At 73.5% G+C, this 21,997-nt stretch carries 17 protein-coding genes; 8 read left to right on the top strand and 9 right to left on the bottom strand.

Annotation, left to right across the window (positions count from 1 at the left end):
• The first annotated feature begins 111 nt into the window (after positions 1-111).
• The 7 genes from ABT048_RS06590 to serA all read left to right on the top strand — a co-directional run bounded on the left by ABT048_RS06590 (position 112) and on the right by serA (position 12,611).
• A complete protein-coding gene (locus ABT048_RS06590) occupies positions 112-270 on the top strand; it encodes a hypothetical protein (RefSeq protein WP_350520179.1) in 159 nt (52 codons plus the stop codon).
• 131 nt (positions 271-401) lie between these two features.
• Positions 402-3,449 carry a helix-turn-helix transcriptional regulator gene (locus tag ABT048_RS06585; protein WP_350520178.1) on the top strand — a complete coding sequence of 1,016 codons (3,048 nt, stop codon included), beginning with the start codon at positions 402-404 and terminating at the stop codon, positions 3,447-3,449.
• A 384-nt stretch (positions 3,450-3,833) separates the two neighbouring features.
• Entirely contained in the window at positions 3,834-6,872 is a 3,039-nt protein-coding gene (locus ABT048_RS06580; RefSeq protein ID WP_502893974.1) for a putative bifunctional diguanylate cyclase/phosphodiesterase, read from the top strand.
• Positions 6,873-7,200: 328 nt separating this feature from the next.
• A complete protein-coding gene (locus tag ABT048_RS06575) occupies positions 7,201-9,054 on the top strand; it encodes an acetolactate synthase large subunit (RefSeq protein WP_350520177.1) in 1,854 nt (617 codons plus the stop codon).
• A gap of 82 nt (positions 9,055-9,136) precedes the next feature.
• Positions 9,137-9,661 (top strand): acetolactate synthase small subunit, encoded by a 525-nt coding sequence (gene ilvN, locus ABT048_RS06570; protein ID WP_030057405.1) that lies wholly within the window; start codon positions 9,137-9,139, stop codon positions 9,659-9,661.
• Positions 9,662-9,793: 132 nt separating this feature from the next.
• A complete protein-coding gene (gene ilvC, locus ABT048_RS06565) occupies positions 9,794-10,792 on the top strand; it encodes a ketol-acid reductoisomerase (RefSeq protein ID WP_350520176.1) in 999 nt (332 codons plus the stop codon).
• A 232-nt stretch (positions 10,793-11,024) separates the two neighbouring features.
• Positions 11,025-12,611 carry a phosphoglycerate dehydrogenase gene (gene serA / locus ABT048_RS06560; RefSeq protein WP_350520343.1) on the top strand — a complete coding sequence of 529 codons (1,587 nt, stop codon included), beginning with the start codon at positions 11,025-11,027 and terminating at the stop codon, positions 12,609-12,611.
• 413 nt (positions 12,612-13,024) lie between these two features.
• On the opposite strand, the gene ABT048_RS06555 is transcribed toward serA, so the two are convergent.
• The 9 genes from ABT048_RS06555 to ABT048_RS06515 form a co-directional block, all read right to left on the bottom strand.
• Positions 13,025-13,717 (bottom strand): class F sortase, encoded by a 693-nt coding sequence (locus ABT048_RS06555; protein WP_350520175.1) that lies wholly within the window; start codon positions 13,715-13,717, stop codon positions 13,025-13,027.
• A gap of 104 nt (positions 13,718-13,821) precedes the next feature.
• Positions 13,822-14,364: a hypothetical protein gene (locus ABT048_RS06550; protein WP_350520174.1), complete on the bottom strand. Its 543-nt coding sequence runs from the start codon at positions 14,362-14,364 to the stop codon at positions 13,822-13,824.
• A gap of 359 nt (positions 14,365-14,723) precedes the next feature.
• The gene (locus ABT048_RS06545; RefSeq protein WP_350520173.1) at positions 14,724-15,053 is read right to left on the bottom strand and encodes a TcmI family type II polyketide cyclase; all 330 of its coding nucleotides are present in this window, start codon (positions 15,051-15,053) and stop codon (positions 14,724-14,726) included.
• Positions 15,050-15,505, bottom strand: a complete 456-nt coding sequence (locus ABT048_RS06540; RefSeq protein ID WP_350520172.1) for an SRPBCC family protein — start codon at positions 15,503-15,505, stop codon at positions 15,050-15,052. Before ABT048_RS06540 ends, ABT048_RS06545 begins: the two co-directional genes overlap by 4 nt.
• 1 nt (position 15,506) lies before the next feature.
• Positions 15,507-15,767 carry an acyl carrier protein gene (locus tag ABT048_RS06535; RefSeq protein WP_350520171.1) on the bottom strand — a complete coding sequence of 87 codons (261 nt, stop codon included), beginning with the start codon at positions 15,765-15,767 and terminating at the stop codon, positions 15,507-15,509.
• A gap of 44 nt (positions 15,768-15,811) precedes the next feature.
• Positions 15,812-17,053: a beta-ketoacyl synthase N-terminal-like domain-containing protein gene (locus ABT048_RS06530; protein WP_350520170.1), complete on the bottom strand. Its 1,242-nt coding sequence runs from the start codon at positions 17,051-17,053 to the stop codon at positions 15,812-15,814.
• A 5-nt stretch (positions 17,054-17,058) separates the two neighbouring features.
• Positions 17,059-18,315, bottom strand: coding sequence for a beta-ketoacyl-[acyl-carrier-protein] synthase family protein (locus ABT048_RS06525; RefSeq protein WP_350520169.1), 1,257 nt, complete (start codon positions 18,313-18,315; stop codon positions 17,059-17,061).
• Positions 18,312-18,737, bottom strand: a complete 426-nt coding sequence (locus ABT048_RS06520) for a cupin domain-containing protein (RefSeq protein WP_350520168.1) — start codon at positions 18,735-18,737, stop codon at positions 18,312-18,314. The genes ABT048_RS06525 and ABT048_RS06520 overlap by 4 nt, the downstream gene beginning before the upstream one ends.
• A gap of 52 nt (positions 18,738-18,789) precedes the next feature.
• Complete coding sequence (locus ABT048_RS06515) at positions 18,790-19,965, bottom strand: SchA/CurD-like domain-containing protein (RefSeq protein WP_350520167.1); 1,176 nt, start codon at positions 19,963-19,965, stop codon at positions 18,790-18,792.
• 314 nt (positions 19,966-20,279) lie between these two features.
• On the opposite strand from ABT048_RS06515, the gene ABT048_RS06510 reads away from it, so the two are divergent.
• A complete protein-coding gene (locus tag ABT048_RS06510) occupies positions 20,280-21,905 on the top strand; it encodes an FAD-dependent oxidoreductase (RefSeq protein ID WP_350520166.1) in 1,626 nt (541 codons plus the stop codon).
• Positions 21,906-21,997: the final 92 nt, after the last annotated feature.

Here is a 21,997-nt window from a genome sequence, read left to right as displayed (position 1 = left end):
AGGCATCCGGGCCCCGGAAGATCGGGCACGCTCCCGATGCCCCACCCCCCACTGGGAGAGGAAGCTCTTACTCGTCAGCGAAACGCAGTGAGACCCACAAGGGGAACCGAAGTGATCGAGTACCAGACCTTCCAGCAACAGGCCCACGAGCTCGTGGCCCGCGCCGAGCACGAGCGACTGGTCCGCGAGGCCAAGCAGGCGAGCCGCCTGCGGCAGCGCCCGGTGGCCTCCCGCTTCCAGCGGCGCCCCGTGCGTCGGCCCGAATGCTGACGGTCCGGCACCAGGGCGGTGCCGACGGAGTTCCGGAGGGGGAGACGCGAGTGAGCGTCTCCCCCTCCGGGCGTTCGCCAGGGGAGATAACCCCTCGGCCGGTCCCCACCGGCTATGGCATGCTCGCCTCCATGCAGCAGATATCGGTCAGCCCCGTCTTCGTCGGCCGTGGCAGCGAGATCACCGAACTGACCGACGCGCTGCGCCGGGCGGGCACCGGCAGTCCGCAGGCCGTGCTGATCGGAGGCGAGGCCGGCGTCGGCAAGACCCGGCTGCTGGAGGAGTTCCTGGAGCGCGCCGCCGACCGGGGAGCGGTCACCTCGCTCGGCAGCTGTCCGGAGGTCGGCGCCGAAGGCCTGCCGTACGCGCCGCTGGCCGCCGCGCTGCGCCGGCTGCACCGCTCGCTGGGCACCGACTTCGAGGCCGCCGCGGCCGGCAGCGAGGGCCACCTCGCCCGCCTGCTCTCCGAGTTCGGCGAGGCGGACGGCGAACCCAACGACGAGTACGGCCGGGCCCGGCTGTTCGAGCACACCGCGAGGCTGTTCGAACGGCTCGGCGCGGAACGTACCCTCGTCCTCGCCGTCGAGGACCTGCACTGGTCGGACCGCTCCACCCGCGAACTGCTCGCCTTCCTGGTGCGCACCCTGCACCGCTCCCGGGTACTGCTGGTCGCCACCTACCGCAGCGACGACCTGCACCGCCGGCACCCGCTGCGCCCCTTCCTCGCCGAGCTCGAACGGCTGCGCACCGTCCAGCGGTTGGAGCTGGCGCGGTTCGACCGCCGCGAGGTGGCCGCGCAGCTGGCCGGCATCCTCGGCACCGCCGCCCCCGACCGCCAGCTGGTGGACCGGATCCACCGCCGTTCGGAGGGCAACCCCTTCTTCGTCGAGGAACTGGCCACGGCCTTCCAGGACGGCTTCGGCGCCGGGCTGACGGACTCGCTGCGGGACATCCTGCTGGTGCGGGTCGAGGGCCTGGACGAGGAGGCCCAGCGGGTGGTGCGGATCGCCGCCGAGGGCGGCTCGCACGTCGAACACGCCCTGCTGGCCGCCGTCCTGGACGACGACGAGGAGGCGCTGATCGAGGCGCTGCGCTCGGCGGTCGGCGCCAACATCCTGCGCCCGGACAGCGAGGGCGAGGGCTACCGGTTCCGGCACGCCCTCGTCCGCGAGGCGGTCTCGGACGACCTGCTGCCCGGCGAACGCCACCGGATCAACCGCACGTTCGCGCTCGCCGTCGAGGCCCACCCGCAGCTGCTCTCCTCCGACGCGCTGCCCGCCCGGCTGGCCAACTACTGGTACCACGCGCACGATCCGGCCCGCGCCCTGCCGACGGCCCTGGACGCCGCCCGGGCGGCCCGCCGCCGCAACGCCTTCGCCGAGCAACTGGGCATGCTGGAGCGGGCCCTGGAGCTGTGGGACATGGTCTCCGAGGAGGTGCTGGCGCACACCCTGCGCCCGTACGACTGGGCCGAGACCTACCCGCCCGGCTCCTGCGACCACAGCGCCGCCGACGAGGAGTGCGACCGGATCCAGCTGGAGGACGTGCTGGCCGAGGCGGTGGTCGCGGCCCGGCGCACCGGCGACCGCGAGCGCGGCCTGAGCCTGGCCAAGCGCGGGCTTCGGCTGGTCGACGAGACGGTGCACCCGGTGCGCGCGGCCTGGTTCCGGATCAACCGGGCCCGGATGCTGGGCAGCCTGCGCCGCTCCGGCGACGAGGAGGAGATCGGCCACGCGCTGCGGCTGGTGGCCCAGCTGCCGCCGTCCGCCGTCCAGGCCGAGGTGCTCGCGCTCGGCGCCGGCTCGGCGATGCTCAAGAAGCCCGGCCCCGAACACCTCGAACTTGCCGAGCGGGCGATCCGGATCGCCCAGGAGGTCGGCGCGCACTCGGTCGAGGTGCACGCCCGGATGACCCTCGGCGGCCTGCGCTACGACGTGCACGGCGACGCCGAGGGCGGCCTGGCCGAGCTCGCCGGGGCGGTCGAGCGGGCCCGCCGGCTGGGCGTGCCCGACCTGCTGCTGCGCGGCATCAACAACCTGGCCAGCATGCAGCGCGGCCTGGGCCGGCCCGAGGACACCGTCCGGCTGGCCCGCGAGGGCCTGGAGTTCGCGGACGGCAACGGCCTGCTGCGCAACATCGGCACCATCCTGACCGGCAACCTGGTCGAGGCGCTGACCGACCTCGGGCGGGTCCAGGAGGCCGCCGAGGTGCTCGCCGCCTGCGAGCTGACCAGCCTCAGCGGCACCCACGCCGAGTTCCTGGACCGGATGCGCGGCGAACTCGCCCTGCTCCGGGGCGACCTGCCCACCGCGGCGACCATGCTGGCGCAGGCCCGGGCGGCCAACCGGGTCGGCCAGGTCCAGCACAGCGTGCCGATCAGCCGGCTGGCGGTGCGGCTCGCCGCGCTCGGCGGCCGGCCGCTGGAGGCCCGGGCCGAACTGCTCGCCGCACTGTCGGAGGAGGGGCGCCTCGGCCACGAGTCCGACGTCTACCCGCTGCTGGCCGAGGCCGCCGGGGTGGAGGCGGACACCCGGGGCCTGCCGGAGGCCGACGCGGGCCGGGGCGAGGCGCTGGCCGCCATCGGTGCGGCCGCCGGGCGGCTTCGGCCCCGGGCGCCGCTGCACCACGGCTGGGCCCGGCTGCTGGAGGCCGAACTGGCCCGTGCCGAGGGCGCCGACACCCCGGACCAGTGGGGTGCCGTGGTCGAGGCGCTGCGGCCGACCGGTCTGCCGTACCCGCTGGCGCTCGCCCTGCTGCGGGCCGGTGAGGCCGAGGTGCTGGCCGGGCGGCGCGAGGACGGGGCCGAACTGCTGCGCGAGGCGGCCGAACTGGCGGCCGTCCGGGAGGACCGGACGCTGGGGGCGCAGATCGCGGGCCTCGCCGAGCGGGCCGGGCTGAGCCTCGCCCCCGCCGAGCGGGCGGCGGCGGAGCCGGCTCCGGCCGCGGCCGTCGGGGACTCCTTCAACCTCACCCCCCGTGAGCGGGACGTGCTCCGGTTGCTCGCGCGCGGCTGGACCAACCGGCAGATCGCCGAGGAACTGTACATCTCTCCGAAGACCGCGAGCGTGCACGTCTCCAACATCCTGGGCAAGCTCGCGGTCGGCGGCCGGGGCGAGGCGGCCGCGCTGGCGCACCGGCTGCGGCTGTTCCCGGACGATCAGGCCCTGTCAGGCCGCTGAGACCGGGCCCCGCCGCCGGGCCCGGAGCACCGCCCCGCCACCGCCCCGCCACCGCTCCCGGTGGCGGGGCGCCGCCGTGTGCTCCCGTGCGCGCCGCGTGAGCCCCCGGCCGCGCGCCGCCGCCAACCGGGCCGATCCGCCGGAATCGGGGGTATTTCCCCACCTCTGCGCCATTACTCTAAGTTGAGTGTGCGTGTCATTGAGTGACGGAATTGGTGTAGGGTCCATTTTGGGAGCATCGGTGCGGTGCGGCGGCCGGCAGGCCGCCCACCCCCTGGGCCACCGTCCTGACGGGGCGCCAGGCCACCGCGTACGGCTGAGAGGTGCGCGTCCGGTGGCCCGTGGCCGGGGCGCGAGGCCCCGGGCCGGAGGGGGAGAGGCCGAGTGAGCTCCACCGATACGGTGCTGCCCGAAGCCGGACGCCCGGGTGCACCACCCGCCGACGCGTCCGCCGCCGGGGCGGTTCCCGCACCCGCCCGCCGCGGCCCGCTGCGTCGGCTCCGGGAGAGCCGCGCGCTGCCCGGACTCGTCCTGGGCGGGCTCTGCCTGGCCTACGCCATGGGCGCCACCGCCGGCTGGGGATCCCGCCAACTATCCATCTTCATGGGCGACTTCGGCCTGTCCGCGGCGGCCCTGGCGGCCGCCCTGTCCTGCCTGGTGTACGGCTGCACCGTCGGCGGGCACGCCCGCCCGGCCTGGCTGCTGTTCGGCCTCTCCTCTCTCATGGTCGCCTGCGGCAACGGCACCTGGGGCTGGTACGAGCTGGTCGTGCGCACCCCGCTGCCGCGGGACTCGCTCGCCGAGTACGCCTTCCTGCTGTTCGCCCCGCTCGCCATCACCGGCGTCCTGGTGCTCGCCCAGCGCCCGCGCTCCGCGGCCGGCTGGCTCTGCCTGCTGCTCGACGGCTGGCTGATCGCCGGCTCGCTGTTCACCCTCAGCTGGAGCCTGGCGCTCGGCCGGATCGCCGCCGGCGAGGACTGCTCCCCGCTGCGGCTGGCCCTCAACCTGGCCTACCCGGTGCTGGACATCCTGCTGGTCAGCCTGGTGGTCGGGCTGCGCTTCGGCGGCCGGGACGGCAACCGGGCGGCGGTGCACACCGCGATGCTGGCGCTCGCCGTCACCGTGCTGTGCGACGCCCTGTTCACCTCCCCGGAGCTGCGCAGCAGCTACCACTCCGGCGAACTGCTGGACGCCGGCTGGTTCTCCGGCAGCCTGCTGCTGGCCTGGGCGCCGTGGTCGGTGCGCTGGCGCCGCCCGCTGCGCGAGCACCCCTCGGCCGGCGGCCTGCCGCGCCGCCGGGTGGCCACCACCTTCAGCGCGCTCACGCCGTACGCCGCCGCCGCGGTCTGCACCGCCGGAATCCTCTACAACGCCCTCGGCGGGCGCGAGTTGGACCGCGTGGTGGCCGCGGCCGCGTGCACCGTCGGGTTGGCACTGATCCTCAGGCAAGGCGTGATGCTGCTCGACAACCTGTCGCTGGCCCAGGAACTCGCCCACAAGGAGTCGCACTTCCGCTCCCTGGTGCAGGGGTCCAGCGACGTCATCATGATCGCCGGCGCCAACGGCGTGCTCTCCTACGTCTCCCCGGCCGCGCTCGGCGTGTACGGGCGGGACCCGGAGGAGCTGGTCGGCGGCAACCTGCTGGACCTCGTCCACCCGGAGGACGTGGACCGGGTGCTCTCCGAGGTCCGCCGCTACCTCGCACGGATCCGGCTCACCGCCCACCGCGTCCCGGCCACCGCCGAGCCCTCCGCCCGGGTGGAGTGCCGGATCAGCTCCGGCGACGGCGAGTGGCTGCACGTCGAGTCCACGGTCAGCCGGCACCGCGACGGGCTGCTGCTCAACAGCCGGGATGTCACCGAACGCGTCATGCTGCAGGCCCAGTTGCAGCACAACGCCTTCCACGACCCGCTCACCGACCTGCCCAACCGGGCGCTGTTCACCCAGCGGCTGCGGGCCGCCCTCGGCGCCCGGGGCCAGCAGGGCGGCACCGGCGCCGGGATCGCCGTACTCTTCCTCGACCTGGACGGCTTCAAGGCGGTCAACGACTCCGCCGGGCACCAGGTCGGCGACGAGCTGCTGGTGCAGGCCGCCCGCCGGCTGCAGGGCGCCGTCCGCTGCGGGGACACCGTCGCCCGGTTCGGCGGCGACGAGTTCGCCGCCCTGGTCTGCGGCCCGCTCGGCCGCCTCCAGGTCCAGGAGCTGGCCGAACGGCTGCGCGTGGCGCTCTCCGAGCCGTACTGGATCGGCGGCGCCGAACTCGGTGTCGCCGCCAGCATCGGCATCGCCTTCGGCACCCCCGAACGCGGCCCCGCCGCCGACCCCAGAGCCGCCGCCGACGAGCTGATGCGCAACGCCGACCTCGCGATGTACCGGGCCAAGTCCGAGGGCAAGGGCCGGGTGGTGCTCTACACCCCCGCGATGCGGGCCGACCTGGAGCGCCGCACCGAGCTGGAGGAGCGGCTGAGACTGGCCGTCCGGGAGGGCGGCTTCACCCTGCTCCACCAGCCCGTGGTGGACCTCGCCGACGGCGCCGTGACCGGCGTCGAGGCGCAGGCCCGCTGGCGCTCGGCGGGCGGCCTGCTGCTCACCCCGGCCGAGTTCCTGCGCTCCGCCGAGCACGGCGACGCGGCGACCCGCTTCTCCCGCTGGCTGGTCCGCGAGGCGGTCGCCGCGGCCGCCGCCCGGCGCGGCCTGCACGGCCGGGGCCGGGGCGCGCCGGAGCCCGTCCCGGTCGCCGTTCGGCTCTCCGCCGAACGGCTCTGCTCGCCCGGCGTGTACGAGACGGTGGCCGCCGCGCTGCGCGACAGCGGGCTGTCGGCCGGCGAGCTGGTGATCGAGGTGGCCCGGATGGGGCCGGACTCGCTCGCCGACGAACTCGGCCGGCGGCTGGCCGCGCTGCGCCGGCTCGGCGTCTCCACCTGGCTGGCCGGCTACGGAGCGGGCAGCGGCTCGCTCGGCGCCCTCGCCCGGCTGCCCCTGGACGGCCTCAAGCTGGACCGCACGCTGGTCCAGGGCCTCGGCGAGTCCGGGCTCGCCCGTACGCTCGCCGGGCACGCCCTGCGGCTTGGCCGCGACCTCGGGATGGCCACCGCCGCGGAGGGCGTGGACCTGCCCCGCCAGGTCGCCGTGCTGCAGGAACTGGGCTGCGGGCAGGCCCAGGGCTCGGCCTTCGCGCCGCCGCTGGACGAACCCCGGTTGCGCCGCGCGCTGGCCCGCCGCGGCTACCCGCTGCCGAAGCAGCCGGGCCCGCTCTCCGCCCGCCGCGGCCACCCGGCCGCCGACACCCGGACGAGTGGCCGGCCGGACGCCGCACCGGGACGTGGCGTACGTCACCACGGCGGCTCTGACCTGCCCGAACACCGTGCCGTTACCGGTCCGGCCGGTGGTCCGCATGGCGAGACGGTCATCCCACCTGCTTGACACGCCACCCCGGACGGGAGGATGGTCGTTGCCATGCGCACCCGAATTCTCGTACTTGGCGGGCGCGTCGGCTGACAGGGCTCGCACGCCCTGCTCGTGACAGACCGACGCGCCACCCCTCGCATGCCCTTGGGCACGAGGGGTTTTTTGTTGCACTGACGCTGTTCCACCCCGCAAGACCCCTGGCCTCGACCGCCCGAGATCCTCCGAGTTGTCGGATTGAGCGGGACGATTGAGGCAGAGCCGGCGATCGACCCGGACCGGGACCCCACCCTCGCAGCACCGGGGCCCGCAGCCGGGTCGGCAAAACCCGAGAAGAGACAGGCAGATGACTGAGCACGCCGCATCCCCCCGCCGCGGGGACAACCCGGCCGCCAACGCTCCCGCTCCCCAGCACGTCGTCGAGACCATGACCGGCGCCCAGTCGCTCATCCGCTCCCTGGAGGCCGTGGGCGCGGACACCGTCTTCGGCATTCCGGGCGGGGCCATCCTTCCCGCGTACGACCCGCTGATGGACTCCGCCAAGGTGCGCCACATCCTGGTCCGGCACGAGCAGGGCGCCGGCCACGCCGCCACCGGGTACGCCCAGGCCACCGGCAAGGTCGGGGTCTGCATGGCCACCTCCGGCCCGGGCGCGACCAACCTGGTCACCCCGATCGCCGACGCCTACATGGACTCCGTGCCGATCGTCGCGATCACCGGGCAGGTCTCCTCCAAGGCGATCGGCACCGACGCCTTCCAGGAGGCGGACATCTGCGGCATCACGATGCCGATCACCAAGCACAACTACCTGGTCACCGACCCGGCCGAGATCCCCCGGGTGATCGCCGAGGCCTTCCACATCGCCGCGACCGGCCGCCCCGGCCCGGTCCTGGTCGACATCGCCAAGGACGCGCTGCAGGCGACCACCACCTTCCGCTGGCCGGTCGAGGCGGCCCTGCCCGGCTACCGCCCGGTCACCAAGCCGCACGCCAAGCAGATCCGCGAGGCCGCGAAGATGCTGGTCAGCGCGAAGCGCCCGGTGCTGTACGTCGGCGGCGGCGTGATCAAGGCGCAGGCCACCGCCGAGCTGCGGATCCTGGCCGAGCTGACCGGCGCCCCGGTGGTCACCACCCTGATGGCCCTCGGCGCCTTCCCGGACAGCCACCCGCTGCACCTGGGCATGCCGGGCATGCACGGCTCCGTCCCGGCCGTCACCGCCCTGCAGAAGTCCGACCTGCTCTTCACCCTCGGCGCCCGCTTCGACGACCGCGTCACCGGCAAGCTGGACAGCTTCGCCCCGTACGCCAAGGTCGTCCACGCCGACATCGACCCGGCCGAGATCGGCAAGAACCGCCCGGCGGACGTGCCGATCGTCGGCGACGCCCGCGAGGTGCTCGCCGACCTGATCGTCGCCGTCCAGGCCGAGTTCGACGCCGGCCACAAGGGCGACTACGCCGAGTGGTGGGAGAAGCTCGACGAGTGGAAGAAGACCTACCCGATCGGCTACGAGCCGGCCCCCAACGGCCAGCTCTCGCCGCAGCAGGTCATCGAGCGGATCGGGCAGCTGGTCGGCCCGGAGGCGATCTACGCCGCGGGCGTGGGCCAGCACCAGATGTGGAGCTCGCAGTTCATCCGGTTCGAGAAGCCCGGCACCTGGCTCAACTCCGGCGGCGCCGGGACCATGGGCTACGCCGTCCCGGCGGCGATGGGCGCCAAGGCCGGCAGCCCGCAGACCCCGGTCTGGGCCATCGACGGTGACGGCTGCTTCCAGATGACCAACCAGGAACTGGTCACCTGCGCCCTGAACGGCATCCCGATCAAGGTCGCGGTCATCAACAACGGCTCGCTGGGCATGGTCCGGCAGTGGCAGACGCTGTTCTACAACCAGCGCTACTCCAACACCGTGCTGCACGCCGGCCCGGGCCACGACGGCATCGAGCCGCCGGCCCAGGGCACCCGGATCCCCGACTTCGTCCTGCTGTCCGAGGCGATGGGCTGCGTGGGCCTGCGCTGCGAGCGCCCCGAGGACCTCGACGCCGTCATCAAGCAGGCGATGGAGATCAACGACCGCCCGGTCGTCATCGACTTCATCGTCCACCAGGACGCCATGGTCTGGCCGATGGTCGCGGCCGGGACCAGCAACGACGAGATCCAGTTCGCCAAGGGCGTTCGTCCCGACTTCGGCGACGACTCCGACTGACCGGGCCCGCCCGCCCGTCGCCCGCCGCCACCCTTCTCGGGACCGGCCACGCCGGACCCCTCTTGTGCGACTGAGGAACCACATGTCCAAGCACACCCTCTCCGTCCTGGTCGAGAACAAGCCCGGCGTGCTCGCCCGCATCGCCTCGCTGTTCTCCCGTCGGGGCTTCAACATCGACTCCCTCGCCGTCGGCCCGACCGAGCACCCGGACGTGTCCCGGATGACGATCGTGGTCAACGTCGAGGACCTCCCGCTGGAACAGGTCACCAAGCAGCTCAACAAGCTCGTGAACGTGATAAAGATCGTCGAACTCGACCAGGCCGCTGCGATCCAGCGGGAACTGGTCCTGGTGAAGGTCCGCGCCGACAACGAGACCCGGTCGCAGATCGTCGAGATCGTCCAGCTCTTCCGTGCCAAGACCGTCGACGTGTCGCCCGAAGCGGTGACCATCGAGGCCACCGGCAGTTCGGACAAGCTGGAGGCCATGCTCCGGATGCTGGAGCCTTACGGCATCAAGGAGTTGGTCCAGTCAGGCCTGGTCGCCATCGGCCGCGGCGCCCGTTCGATCACCGACCGGTCGCTGCGCGCCCTGGACCGCAGCGCGTAAACAGCGCCAGGCGGCGACCCCGCCCGACTCGCCAAACCGTCTCAAACCCTGAAGCAAAGACCCCACACCCGCCGGGACCGCATACGGTGAACACCGCGAACCCGGCACCATGATGCAAGGAGATGTGCCCCCGTGGCCGAGCTGTTCTACGAAGACGACGCCGACCTGTCCATCATCCAGGGCCGCAAGGTCGCGGTCATCGGCTACGGCAGCCAGGGCCACGCCCACGCGCTGTCCCTGCGCGACTCGGGCGCGGACGTCCGGGTCGGCCTGAAGCCCGAGTCCACGTCCCGTGCCAAGGCGGAGGAGGCCGGCCTGCGCGTCGTCACCCCGGCCGAGGCCGCGGCCGAGGCCGACGTCATCATGATCCTGGTCCCGGACCCGATCCAGGCCGACGTCTACGCGGCCGACATCGCCCCGCACCTCAAGGCCGGCGACGCCCTGTTCTTCGGCCACGGCCTGAACATCCGCTACGGCTTCATCAAGCCCCCGGCGGACGTCGACGTCTGCATGGTCGCCCCGAAGGGCCCGGGCCACCTGGTCCGCCGCCAGTACGAGGAGGGCCGCGGCGTCCCGGCGATCGTCGCCGTCGAGCAGGACGCCTCGGGCAACGCCTTCGCCCTGGCGCTGTCGTACGCCAAGGGTCTGGGCGCCACCAAGGCCGGCGTCATCAAGACCACCTTCACCGAGGAGACCGAGACCGACCTGTTCGGTGAGCAGGCCGTCCTCTGCGGTGGTACCGCCGCCCTGGTGAAGGCCGGGTTCGAGACCCTGGTCGAGGCCGGCTACCAGCCGGAGATCGCCTACTTCGAGTGCCTGCACGAGCTGAAGCTCATCGTCGACCTGATGTACGAGGGCGGCCTGGAGAAGATGCGCTGGTCGGTCTCCGAGACCGCCGAGTGGGGCGACTACGTCACCGGCCCGCGGATCATCACCGACGCCACCAAGGCCGAGATGAAGAAGGTCCTCGCCGAGATCCAGGACGGCACCTTCGCCAACAACTGGATCGCCGAGTACAAGGCGGGCCTGCCCAAGTACAACGAGTACAAGAAGGCCGACGAGGACCACCTGCTGGAGACCACCGGCAAGAAGCTGCGCTCGCTGATGAGCTGGGTCAACGAGAAGGCCTGAGCCTTCCCCGCCCCCCCTTTTGTAACGCCCTTGTACAAGTAGGCTGCTCTCGTCCGGGTGATTTCGCCGGACGGGAGCAGCCTGGCACCCAGCCCGTCGATACACTTCCGAGTGCGCGTCAGGCCCACAGCGTCGTGCGTCTACCTACGCGGCATGCCACCTTCCCCCGCCCTTCCACGCCACCTTCGTGCCGGGGGAACCGCAGAGTTAAGGACACACTGTCGTGAGCACTGTGACATCCAAGACCGCCGTCGTTCTGATCGCCGAAGAGCTGTCGCCCGCCACCGTCGACGCCCTCGGCCCCGACTTCGAGATCCGCCACTGCAACGGTGCCGACCGCACCGAGCTGCTCACCGCGATCGCCGACGTCGACGCGATCCTGATCCGCTCCGCCACCAAGGTCGACGCCGAGGCGCTGGCCGCCGCCCGCAAGCTCAAGGTGGTCGCCCGCGCCGGCGTCGGCCTGGACAACGTGGACGTCGCCGCCGCCACCAAGGCCGGCGTGATGGTCGTCAACGCGCCGACCTCCAACATCGTCACCGCCGCCGAGCTCGCCTGCGGCCTGCTGATCTCCGTCGCCCGCAACATCGCGCCGGCCAACGCCGCGCTCAAGCAGGGCGAGTGGAAGCGCAACAAGTACACCGGCGTCGAGCTGAGCGAGAAGACCCTCGGTGTCGTCGGCCTCGGCCGGATCGGCGTCCTGGTCGCCCAGCGGATGTCCGCGTTCGGGATGAAGATCGTCGCGTACGACCCCTACATCCAGGCCGCCCGCGCCGCGCAGATGGGCGTCAAGTTGGTCACCCTGGAGGAGCTGCTGGAGGTCTCGGACTTCATCACCGTCCACCTCCCCAAGACCCCCGAGACCATCGGCCTGATCGGCGACGAGGCGCTGCACAAGGTCAAGCCGACCGTGCGCATCGTCAACGCCGCCCGCGGCGGCATCGTGGACGAGGAGGCGCTCGCCGCCGCGCTGCGCGAGGGCCGGGTGGCCGGCGCGGGCCTGGACGTGTACGCCAAGGAGCCGTGCACCGACTCCCCGCTGTTCGCCTTCGACAACGTGGTCGCCACCCCGCACCTGGGCGCCTCCACCGACGAGGCGCAGGAGAAGGCCGGCATCGCGGTCGCCAAGTCGGTGCGCCTCGCGCTGGCCGGCGAGCTCGTACCGGACGCCGTGAACGTCCAGGGCGGCGTGATCGCCGAGGACGTCCGTCCGGGCCTGCCGCTGGCCGAGAAGCTCGGCCGGATCTTCACCGCGCTGGCCGGCGAGGTGGCCGTCCGGCTCGACGTCGAGGTCCGCGGCGAGATCACCCAGCACGACGTCAAGGTGCTCGAACTGTCCGCGCTGAAGGGCGTGTTCGAGGACGTGGTGGCCGAGACGGTGTCCTACGTCAACGCCCCGCTGTTCGCCCAGGAGCGCGGCGTCGAGGTCCGCCTGACCACCTCCAGCGAGAGCCCCGAGCACCGCAACGTGATCACCGTGCGCGGCACGCTCGCGAACGGCGAGGAGATCGCCATCTCCGGCACGCTGGCCGGCCCCAAGCAGACCCAGAAGATCGTCGGCGTGGACGCCTTCGACGTGGACGTGGCGCTCACCGACCACATGGCCTTCTTCAAGTACGAGGACCGCCCCGGCGTGGTCGGCGTGCTCGGCCGCCACCTCGGCGACGCGGGCATCAACATCGCCGGCATGCAGGTCGCCCGCGACGGCGGCGGCGCGCTGGCCTCCATCACCGTGGACAGCGAGATCCCGCAGGACGTGCTGACCGTGATCGCCGCCGAGATCGGCGCCCGCTTCGCGCGCTCGGTCGACCTGGGCTGACGGGTCCCCCGCCCGCGCAGGGCCCGGACCGCCGTAGGACGGCGGTCCGGGCCCTGTTGCGTTCCGCCGGGTGACTGCCGTCTCAGATAGTAGGAAATCCAAGTATTCGTGCAGACACGGCCGGGACGGGGTCGTACCGTGGAAGAGCCATACGGTGTGCCGCCCCTGTAGCCAGGGCGCGCGGCCCGTGTGCGCGTGCGCCCTCACGGGCAGGCGATCCCTGCCCCCGCGCTCCTTCCCTCCCACCCTCCCGGGGGGGGGGGGGGGGGGGCGCCGCCCCCGGGGGCGGGCGGGGGGGCGACCCCCCGCCCAAACACCCACGCCCCCCCCCGCCCCCCCGCGGCCCCCGCGGGCCGCGCTCCGGGGGGGGCCGGCGGTCGTCCGGTGCGCGCGGCATCAGGCCCCGCGCCGCGTCAGGCCTTGTGCGAGGACTCCAGGTGCGCGAAGACCACCACGTTGTCCAGGTAGTCCCGCTTCTTCTTGTCGTACGTGCCGCCGCAGGTGATCAGCCGGAGCTGGGCGTCGGGCGTCTTGCCGTACACCTTCTGGTCGGGGAAGGCGTCCTTGGCGAAGGTCTCCACCGAGTCCACGGTGAAGACGGCGACCGTGCCGTCGGCGCGGCTCACCTCGACCTTGTTGCCGGGCAGCAGCAGGCTCAGCAGCAGGAACACCGCCGGGCCCTTGGTGGTGTCCACGTGCCCGGCGACGACCGCGCTGCCGCGTTCGCCGGGGGTCACGCCGCCGCGGTACCAGCCGACCAGGTTCTTGTCGTCCGGCGGCGGCGCGTTGAGCTGGCCGGCCGCGTTGAGGGTCAGCTCGGTGAACGGCGCGTCCACGGCGATCTGCGGGATCCGCAGCCGGGTCGGCTTGGAGGCCTTGAGCGGGGGCACCCCCGGCGCGGCCGCCGCCGCGGGCGGCGGGGAGGCGGCGGCCGGCGGCCCCGGTACGGCCGAGGCGGTGGCCGCCGGGGGAGCGGCCTGGGTGGCCGCCGTGTCGGTGCTCGGCCCGGTGTCCACCGAGTTGTAGATCAGCAGCAGACCGACCGCTGCCGCGCCCATCCCGGCGCGCAGCAGCCGGGGCATTCCAGAGGCGGGACCACCCGTCATTCCTGTCCTCCGCTCAACCGGTTCCGAACGGCCCGCCGCCCCCGGTGCGCCCCGCCCCGGCCGGGGTGGGGCGCCCGGAGGCGACGGAAGCAGCGCGTCGGGCGTCAGGCGACCGCGCCGGAGGCGCGGCGGCCGCGGCGCAGGGCGTAGGCACCGGCCCCGAGGCCGCCGAGCAGCAGCACCGCGCCGGAGGCGAGCCCGCCGCCGGACAGCGACATACCGCCGCCACCGGTGTGCACGCCGCCGTGCGGGGTCTTGTGGTCCTCGTCCTTGGCCTCGGAGCCCTTGTGCTCCTCGCTCCCCTTGGACTCGCTCCCCTTGGACTCGCCGCCCTTGGACTCCGAGCCCTTGGAGTCGGTGCCCTTGGAGTCGGAGCCCTTGTGCTCCTCGGTGCCCTTGGAGTCGGTGCCCTTGGAGTCGGTGCCCTTGGAATCGGTGCCCTTGTGGTCCTGGGTGGCGGCCGAGCCCATCGAGCTGTCATTGCCCTTCGTACTGTCGGCGGAGCCCTTGTCGGGCTTCTCCTGCTTCTCCTGCCAGGTGAGGTTCTTGCCCTGGTCGGCGGAGCCGTCGGCATAGGCCATGGGAGCACCGGCGGTGAGGACGGCGGCGACGGCCGCCGCGGCGAGCAGCGTGCGTGCAGAACGCATGAGGATGATCCTTCCGGCGCGCGGACCGCGACTGCCGACACGGTGCCGGGCAAGGGGGCTCGCGGGGGGTGCGCCTGATCCACCGTCAACCACGGTGCGGCCGCCTGCCACCGGAGCGTGGCAGCGCCGGTGCGGACTGTGCGCCCTTCGGGTGGAGTCCCGGGTGTGTTCACCCGGCTGGCCGGGCGATCCGGGTGAATCCGCGCCGGGACCGGGGGCCGGGTGTCGAGGGGAGGGTGTCGGGGCCGGATGTCGGGGCCGAGGGACCGGGGGTGGGAGTGGGTTCCCGGACCGCCGGGAAGCGCAATGGGCCCGCCCCCGGCACACGGCCGGGGGCGGGCCCATCGGGAACGCCGGGTTCAGCGCTCCCAGCGGTAGAACTCGCGCGCCATCGCGTCCTTCGGCTCGCGCCAGGTGGCCGGGTCGTAGGCCTGGACGAAGGCGGTCAGGCGGTCGCTGACGGACCGGAACTCCGGGTGCCCGATGACCTTGGCGACCGCCGGGCCCGGCGGACGGTCGGCCTCGATCAGGTGGAGGTAGACGTCGCCGAACTGGAAGAGGCTGCGGCCGGTGACGCCGATCAGGTGCGGCAGTTCGCCCTGGTCGGACTCGGCGAACACCTCGGCGATGTCCGGCGCCGCCTCGGGCTTCATCCGGGCGACGATCAGCGCCCGGTGCGCGCCGCTCACAGCTCCGCCGCCCGCTTCTCGACCTTCTCGCGGATCAGCTGCATCTGGATCCGGGAGTTCTTGTTGATGTGGTTGACCATGCCGTTGTCGTCGACCGGCGCGGTGGGCTTCATCGCGAAGTCCTGGATCCAGCGCATCCTGGTGCCGGCCGGGACCTCCGCGTACTCCCAGCGGATGTCCATGAACTCGAACGGGCCGGGCTCGACCCGGCGGGCGCGCACCGCGAGCGAGGACTTGTCGGTGGTGCGCTCGGAGACCCAGCTCCACACCTGGCCGTTCTCGTCCGGGTGCATGGTGAGCCGGAACTGCACGCGGTCGCCGTCGCGCTCCAGGACCTCGACCGAGGCGTACTCGCTGAACAGGTCCGGCCAGTTCTCCAGGTCGTTGGTGATCTCCCAGACCAGGTCGAGCGGCGCGGCGATGACGATCTCGTTGTCGGTGTGTCCGGGCATCTCAGGCACCAGCCTTCGCGGAGAGGGAGGAGTTGACCAGCTCGATGAACTCGGCCGGGGTCTTGGCGGACTCGGCGCCGGAGGTGACCTTGAGGCCGTGCCGGTTCTCCAACTCGCCGACGACGCCGAGCAGTCCGAGCGAGTCGACGCCGAACGCGTCGAACTGCGCACCCGGCTGCTCCAGATCGCCCGGCTCCACGATGACGCCGGCCCGGGCCTGCAGCAGGGCGGCGAGCTCCGGATAGCTGAGGGTGTTGCTCACGGGGGTGTGTCCCTTCGAAGGTGTGACGGAGTGGTTCGGGAGGTTCAGGCCCGCTCGCCGCGCCGGAGCACCAGCGCGGAGTTGGAGCCCATCAGCCCGCGGCTGAGCACCAGGGCGGTGCGCAGCTCGGCCGGGCGGGCGCGGCCGGTCACCAGGGCGAGGTCGTGGCAGACCTCGGTGACGTTGGGGGTGGGCGGCAGCACGCCGTCCTCCATGGCCAGCACGGCGGCGGCCACGTCCAGCAGCGGGGCGCCGCAGTAGGCCCGTCCGGTGCCGGTCTTGGGCGCGGTGACCGGGACGCGCTCGGCGGCCGGGCCGAGCGCGTCGGCCAGCGCCAGCGCCTCCGCCCGGTCGGCGGCCGGGACGCCGAGGGCGTCCGCGAAGACCACGTCGATCTCCTCGGGTGCGATCCGGGCCTCGTCCAGCGCGATCCGGATCGCGGCGGCCAGCCCCTCGCGGGACTCCTCCCAGCGGGAGGCCCCGGTGAAGGTGGCGCCGTGCCCGGCCAGGTGCGCCCGGACGTTGGCGCCGCGGCGCCGGGCCGTCCGCTCGTCCTCCAGCATCAGCATCGCGCCGCCCTCGGCGGGGGCGAAGCCGCAGGCCCGCGCGGTGAACGGCAGGTAGGCCTCCTCGGCCCGTTCGGCCAGGCTGAGCTCGGGGTAGCCGAGCTGGCAGACCATCGAGTAGGGGGCCAGGGGGGCCTCGGCGGCGCCGACCACCACCGCGTCGGTGCCGCGCTCGATCGAGCGGGCCGCGTGCGCGAGGGCGTCCAGGCCGCCGGCCTCGTCGCTGGCGACGACTCCGCAGGGGCCCTTGTAGCCGCCGCGGATCGAGATCTGGCCGGTGCTGGCCGCGTAGAACCAGGCGATGGACTGGTACGGTCCGACGAACCTCGGTCCCTGGCCCCAGAGTTGCTGGAGTTCACGCTGGCCGAACTCGCCGCCGCCGGAGCCGGCCGCGGTCACCACGCCGACCGCGAAGGGCTGTTCGGGGTCTGGCCGGAAGCCGGCGTCCGCCACCGCCAGGTCGGCGGCGGCCATCGCGTAGTGCGTGAAGCGGTCGGTCTGCACCAGGTAGCGGTTGTCGATCGCCGACTGCGGCTCGAAGTCCCGTACCTGGCCCGCGATCCTGAGCGGCAGCTCGGTGCAGCCCTCGCGGGATATCCGGTCGAGGACGCTCACGCCCTGCCTGGTGGCCTTCCAGAAGGCGTCGGCCCCGACGCCGTTCGGCGCCACCACGCCGAGGCCGGTGACCACCGCCCGGCGGCCCTGCTGACGTGACGTCATGGAACTCACCCCGTTCTGTTGAGCACGACGGCGGACTGGAATCCGCCGAATCCGCTGCCGACCGAGAGGATGTGGCTCAGCGGCAGCTCGCGCGCGGTGCGCGGCACGTAGTCGAGGTCGCACTCCGGGTCCGGAGTCTCGTAGTTGGCGGTCGGCGGCACGACGCCGTGGGCGAGCGCCAGGGTGCAGGCGACGACCTCGATCGCGCCGATCGCGCCGAGCGAGTGGCCGACCATCGACTTGATCGAGCTCATCGGGGTCCCGAAGGCGTGCCCGCCCAGCGAGCGCTTGACCGCGGCGGTCTCGTGCCGGTCGTTCTGCTTGGTGCCCGAGCCGTGCGCGTTGACGTAGTCGACGTCGGTGCGGTCGACCCGGGCGTGGGCGAGCGCGTGGTCGATCGCCCGGGACATCTCCAGCCCCTCCTTGGTGAGGCCGGTCATGTGGTAGGCGTTGCCGAAGGTGGCGAAGCCGCCGACCTCGCCGTAGATCCGGGCGCCGCGGCGCCGGGCGTGCTCCAGTTCCTCCAGCACCAGGACGGCGCCGCCCTCGCCGAGGACGAAGCCGTCGCGCTCGGCGTCGAAGGGACGGGAGGCGTGCTGCGGGTCGTCGTTGCGCTCGCTGGTGGCCTTGATGGCGTCGAAGCAGGCGACGGTGATCGGCGAGATCGGGGAGTCGGAGGCGCCGGCGACGCAGATGTCGGCGCGGCCCTCCTCGACCGCCTGGAAGCCGTAGCCGATCGCGTCCAGGCCGGAGGTGCAGCCCGTGGAGACGGTCTGCACCGGGCCGCGGGCGCCGGTCCGCTCGGCCACCGCGGAGGCGAGCGTGCTGGGCGCGAAGGCCCGGTGCAGCTGCGGCTCCGCCTGTCGGTGGTCCACGTCCCAGCGTGCGCCGGCGGAGCTGACCAGGGCGTAGTCGTGTTCCAGCCGGGTGGTGCCGCCGACGGCGGTGCCGAGCGAGACGGCGATCCGCCAGGGGTTCTCGGCGGCGAGGTCCAGGCCGGCGTCGGCGATCGCCTCGTCGGCCGCGACCATCGCGAACTGGACGTAGCGGTCGGCCCGCTGGACGTCCTCCGGGCCCAGCCCGTGGGCCGCCGGGTCGAAGTCGACCTCGGCGGCGATCCGGGAGCGGAACCCGGTGGGGTCGAAGAGCGTGATGCCCCGGGTCGCGGTGCGGCCGGCCGTGAGGAGCTCCCAGAACGCCGGGACGCCGACCCCGCCGGGCGCGACCACACCGATCCCCGTGACGGCGACGCGCCGGGTCACGAGGCCACCTTGGCGTGTTCCGGCGGGCCGGAGGCGGCGGACTCCTCGGTGGTCACGTGGCCGAGGTCGGGGCGCGGGGCGAGCGGGCCGAGGTGGAAGACCATCCGGGCCTCGGTGTCGCCGACGTTGCGGAAGCGGTGGCGCATGTTGATCGGGATCATGAGGCCCTGGTCGGCCTTGAGCGGCCGGGTCTCCCCGTCCAGGTCGACCTCCAGCTCGCCGCAGACGACGAACACGAACTCCTCGGAGTACGGGTGGTAGTGCTCGCCGATCCGCTCGCCGGGCCGGACGATCGCCAGGCCCATGAAGCCACTGGTCGCCCCGCACGTGGTCGGGGTGAGCATGGTGCGGAGCTCGGCGCCGTGGCGGCGGTTCTCCGGAGCCTCGTCGACGTTGACGATCCGTGGGTACTGCGTGGTCATGATGGTCTTCCTCCGTGGAATCGACGTGGAGTTGACGTGGGGTGACGGAGCGTCAGTTGGCGTGGGGGTCGGCGGAGCTGCGGTCGGTGACGGGGTTCATGGCGCGGGCGGCGAGGAAGGCGCCGAGCCCGGTGACGGTGCGCAGGTCGCCCTGCGGGCCGAGGTCGAGCAGCCGGGCCAGCGCGGCCGCCTCCAGGTCGTCGGCCACGCCGAGGGCGGCGGCGGGGTCGGCTTCGGCCGGCACCCGCAGGTCGACCAGGCGCACCACCACGTCCTCGCGCTGGAAGACGGTGCCCGCCGCGACCGGCCCGGTCGGGTCGGCGGTGGCCAGGTTGTCGTGCCGGGCCAGCAGCTCGGCCACGGCCTGTCCGTTGCCCGGGCGGACGGGGTAGAGCACGGCGTGCCGGTGCATTCGGCCGGAGGCGGGGGAGCCGGCGATCGCCTGGTGCTTGGCGGGCAGCGCGGCCCTGGCGAAGAAGGCGCGGGCGGCCTGCGGGTCGCCCAGCTGGCGGGTCTCCTCCAGGTACGGGTTGATCGCCTCCTCGACGGCCCGCACCTCGGGCTGCATCGCCACGTGCCGCAGGGCGTCGCCCAGGTTGCCGACCACCTCGACGGCCCGTACCACCCGGTTGCCGTGCATGAACAGCGAGGTCCGCTGCAGCCGGGTGTGCTCGTCCACCTCGGCCCGGGGGGAGGCGTAGCCGGACAGGATCCTGGCCACCTCGGGCTCGCTGCCGGGCTTGACGGTGAAGGTCAGCGCGTGGCGGACCACGCCGTCCGGGCCCGGTTCGGCCTTCGGCGGGCCGACGTGGCCGGCCGGTGCGGTGCGCGGCAGGCCGGGCGGCACCTCCATCGGGGCGCGGGTGCCGGTCGAGCCGGCCGCCGAGGTCTCGCGCAGGACGGCGTAGCGCAGCGAGCGGAAGTTGTCGCTGACGCAGCCGTGCATCGGCTTGACCATCTCGCGGTGGGCCGGGCTGTCCACCCACTCCAGGAAGGTCTCCTGGTCCCGCCACTCGCTGGTGATCAGCCACTGGCGCGGGTCGTTGATCGACTGGCACAGCTGGTCGCTGACGTGGCCGGGGACCGAGGCCACCTGGTGGCGCAGCTGCTCGTAGACGTCGAGGAAGCGCTGCTGGGCGCCGTCCTGGATCTCCAGCATCAGCACCACCCGCAACCGGGAGTCGGACTCGTCCTGCTGCTTCGGCTGGGGTTCGGACAGAGTTGTCATGATCCACTTTCTGCTCTGGGTCGCACGCTGCGGGCCGTGTCGGCCGTGTCGGCCGCGCCCGGCGGGTGCTTCCCGGCCTGGGAAGGGCGGTGCGACGGCGGTCGGGCCCGAGCGGTCGGCTCCAGGCCTGAGGTCGATCGTGGGCGGCGCACCGGGCGCGGCGCGAGATTTGCGGGCCATCCGGGCGAAGGGGCGGCACAGCCGGCCTCGGGCGGGGGATGGAAGAGCGGGGCCCCCGGCTGAGCGGGCCCGTCGAGGGCGGCGCCGAGCCCAGTAGCCGGGCCGCGGAATCCCGTTACAGGGCGGAGCAATTGATGAATCCGAAGATCGACGACCGGGTGCCGGTCCTGATCGTGGGCGGCTCGCTGGTCGGGCTGTCGGCCTCGCTCTTCCTGGGCCGACTCGGGGTCAGACACCTGCTGGTCGAGAAGCACGCCGACACCTCGCATCACCCGCGCGGCCGAGGCAACAACGTCCGCACCATGGAGCTGTACCGGGTGGCCGGGATCGAGCCGGCGATCCGCGAGGCGGCCTCGATCCTCGCGCCCAACCACGGCATCCTGCAGGCGCCCTCGCTGACCGGCGCCGAGCAGGAGTGGCTGTTCCGCGAGATCGACCCCGGCGGCCGGCTGGCCCGGTTCAGCCCCAGCTCGTGGTGCCTGTGCAGCCAGAACGACCTGGAGCCGGTGCTGCTGAGGGCGGCCCGCGACCTGGGCGGGGACGTCCGGTTCAGCACCGAGCTGATCTCCTTCGAGCAGGACGCCGACGGCGTGACGTCGGTGCTGCGCAGCAGGGAGAACGGCGAGGAGCGGGTGGTGCGCTCGGACTTCCTGATCGCGGCGGACGGCCCGCGCAGCCCGGTCCGCGAGCGGCTGGGCATCGGCCAGAGCGGCAAGGGCGAGCTCTTCCACAACGTGAGCATCACCTTCCGCGCCAAGCGGCTGGCCGAGGTGGTCGGCGACCGGCACTTCATCGCCTGCTACCTGACCAACCCGGAGGCGGACGGCGCACTGCTGCCGGTGGACAACCAGGAGGAGTGGGTCTTCCACGCCCCGTGGCACCCCGAGCACGGCGAGCCGCTGGAGGCCTTCACCGACGAGCGCTGCGAGCGGCACATCCGCACCGCCGTCGGCATGCCGGAGCTGGACGTCGAGGTGACCGGCCGGGCGCCCTGGCACGCCGCCGAGCGGGTGGCCGAGCGGTACGGCTCCGGGCGGGTCTTCCTGGCCGGGGACTCCGCGCACGAGATGTCCCCGACCGGCGCCTTCGGCTCCAACACCGGCATCCAGGACGCCCACAACCTGGCCTGGAAGCTCGCCGCCGTGCTGTGCGGCTGGGCCGGGCCGCGGCTGCTGGAGACGTACGGGCAGGAGCGGCGGCCGGTCGCCCAGGTGACCGGCGAGCGCGCCTCGGCCCGCTCCGCCGAGCACAGCCACCCGGGCTACGCGGTGGTGCCGGGCGTCGGGCGGCAGGCCGGGGTGCTGGCGGTGGCGCTCGGCTACCGCTACCCGGTCGGCGCGGTGGTCGGCACGGACCGGGCGGGCGCCGTCGTCCCCGAGCAGTTCGAGGTGGCGGGCGAGCCGGGCAGCCGGGCCCCGCACCAGTGGCTGCTGAGGGCGGGGGTCAGACTCTCCACGCTGGACCTGTACGAGCAGGCGATGGTGCTGCTCACCGGCCCCGAGGGCGGCGCCTGGCAGGCGGGCGCCCGGCGGGTCGCGGACCGGCTGGCCGTTCCGCTGGACGCCTACCGGATCGGTGACGGCGCCGAGGACGACCTGGCCCCGGAGCCGGGCTCGGACTTCGCCGCCCTGCACGGCATCGGCCCGCAGGGCGCGGTGCTGGTCCGCCCGGACGGCTTCGTCGCCTGGCGCTCGCCCGGCCCGGCGCTGGACCCGGAGGCCGAGCTGGGCACGGTGCTGCGGACGGTGCTGGGCCTCTGAGCACACGCGGAAGGGCCCGCCGGTGGCGGGAACGGCGGGGGCGTCCGCCTCAGTGGGTGGGGGGGGGGGGGGGGAGGGTACGGCCCCGGCCC

Origin of the sequence: Kitasatospora sp. NPDC096140 (assembly GCF_040303045.1) — a bacterium.
Lineage (GTDB): Bacteria > Actinomycetota > Actinomycetes > Streptomycetales > Streptomycetaceae > Kitasatospora.
Note: the sequence above shows the minus strand (reverse complement) of the source record. Positions and strands in the feature narration are given on the sequence as shown.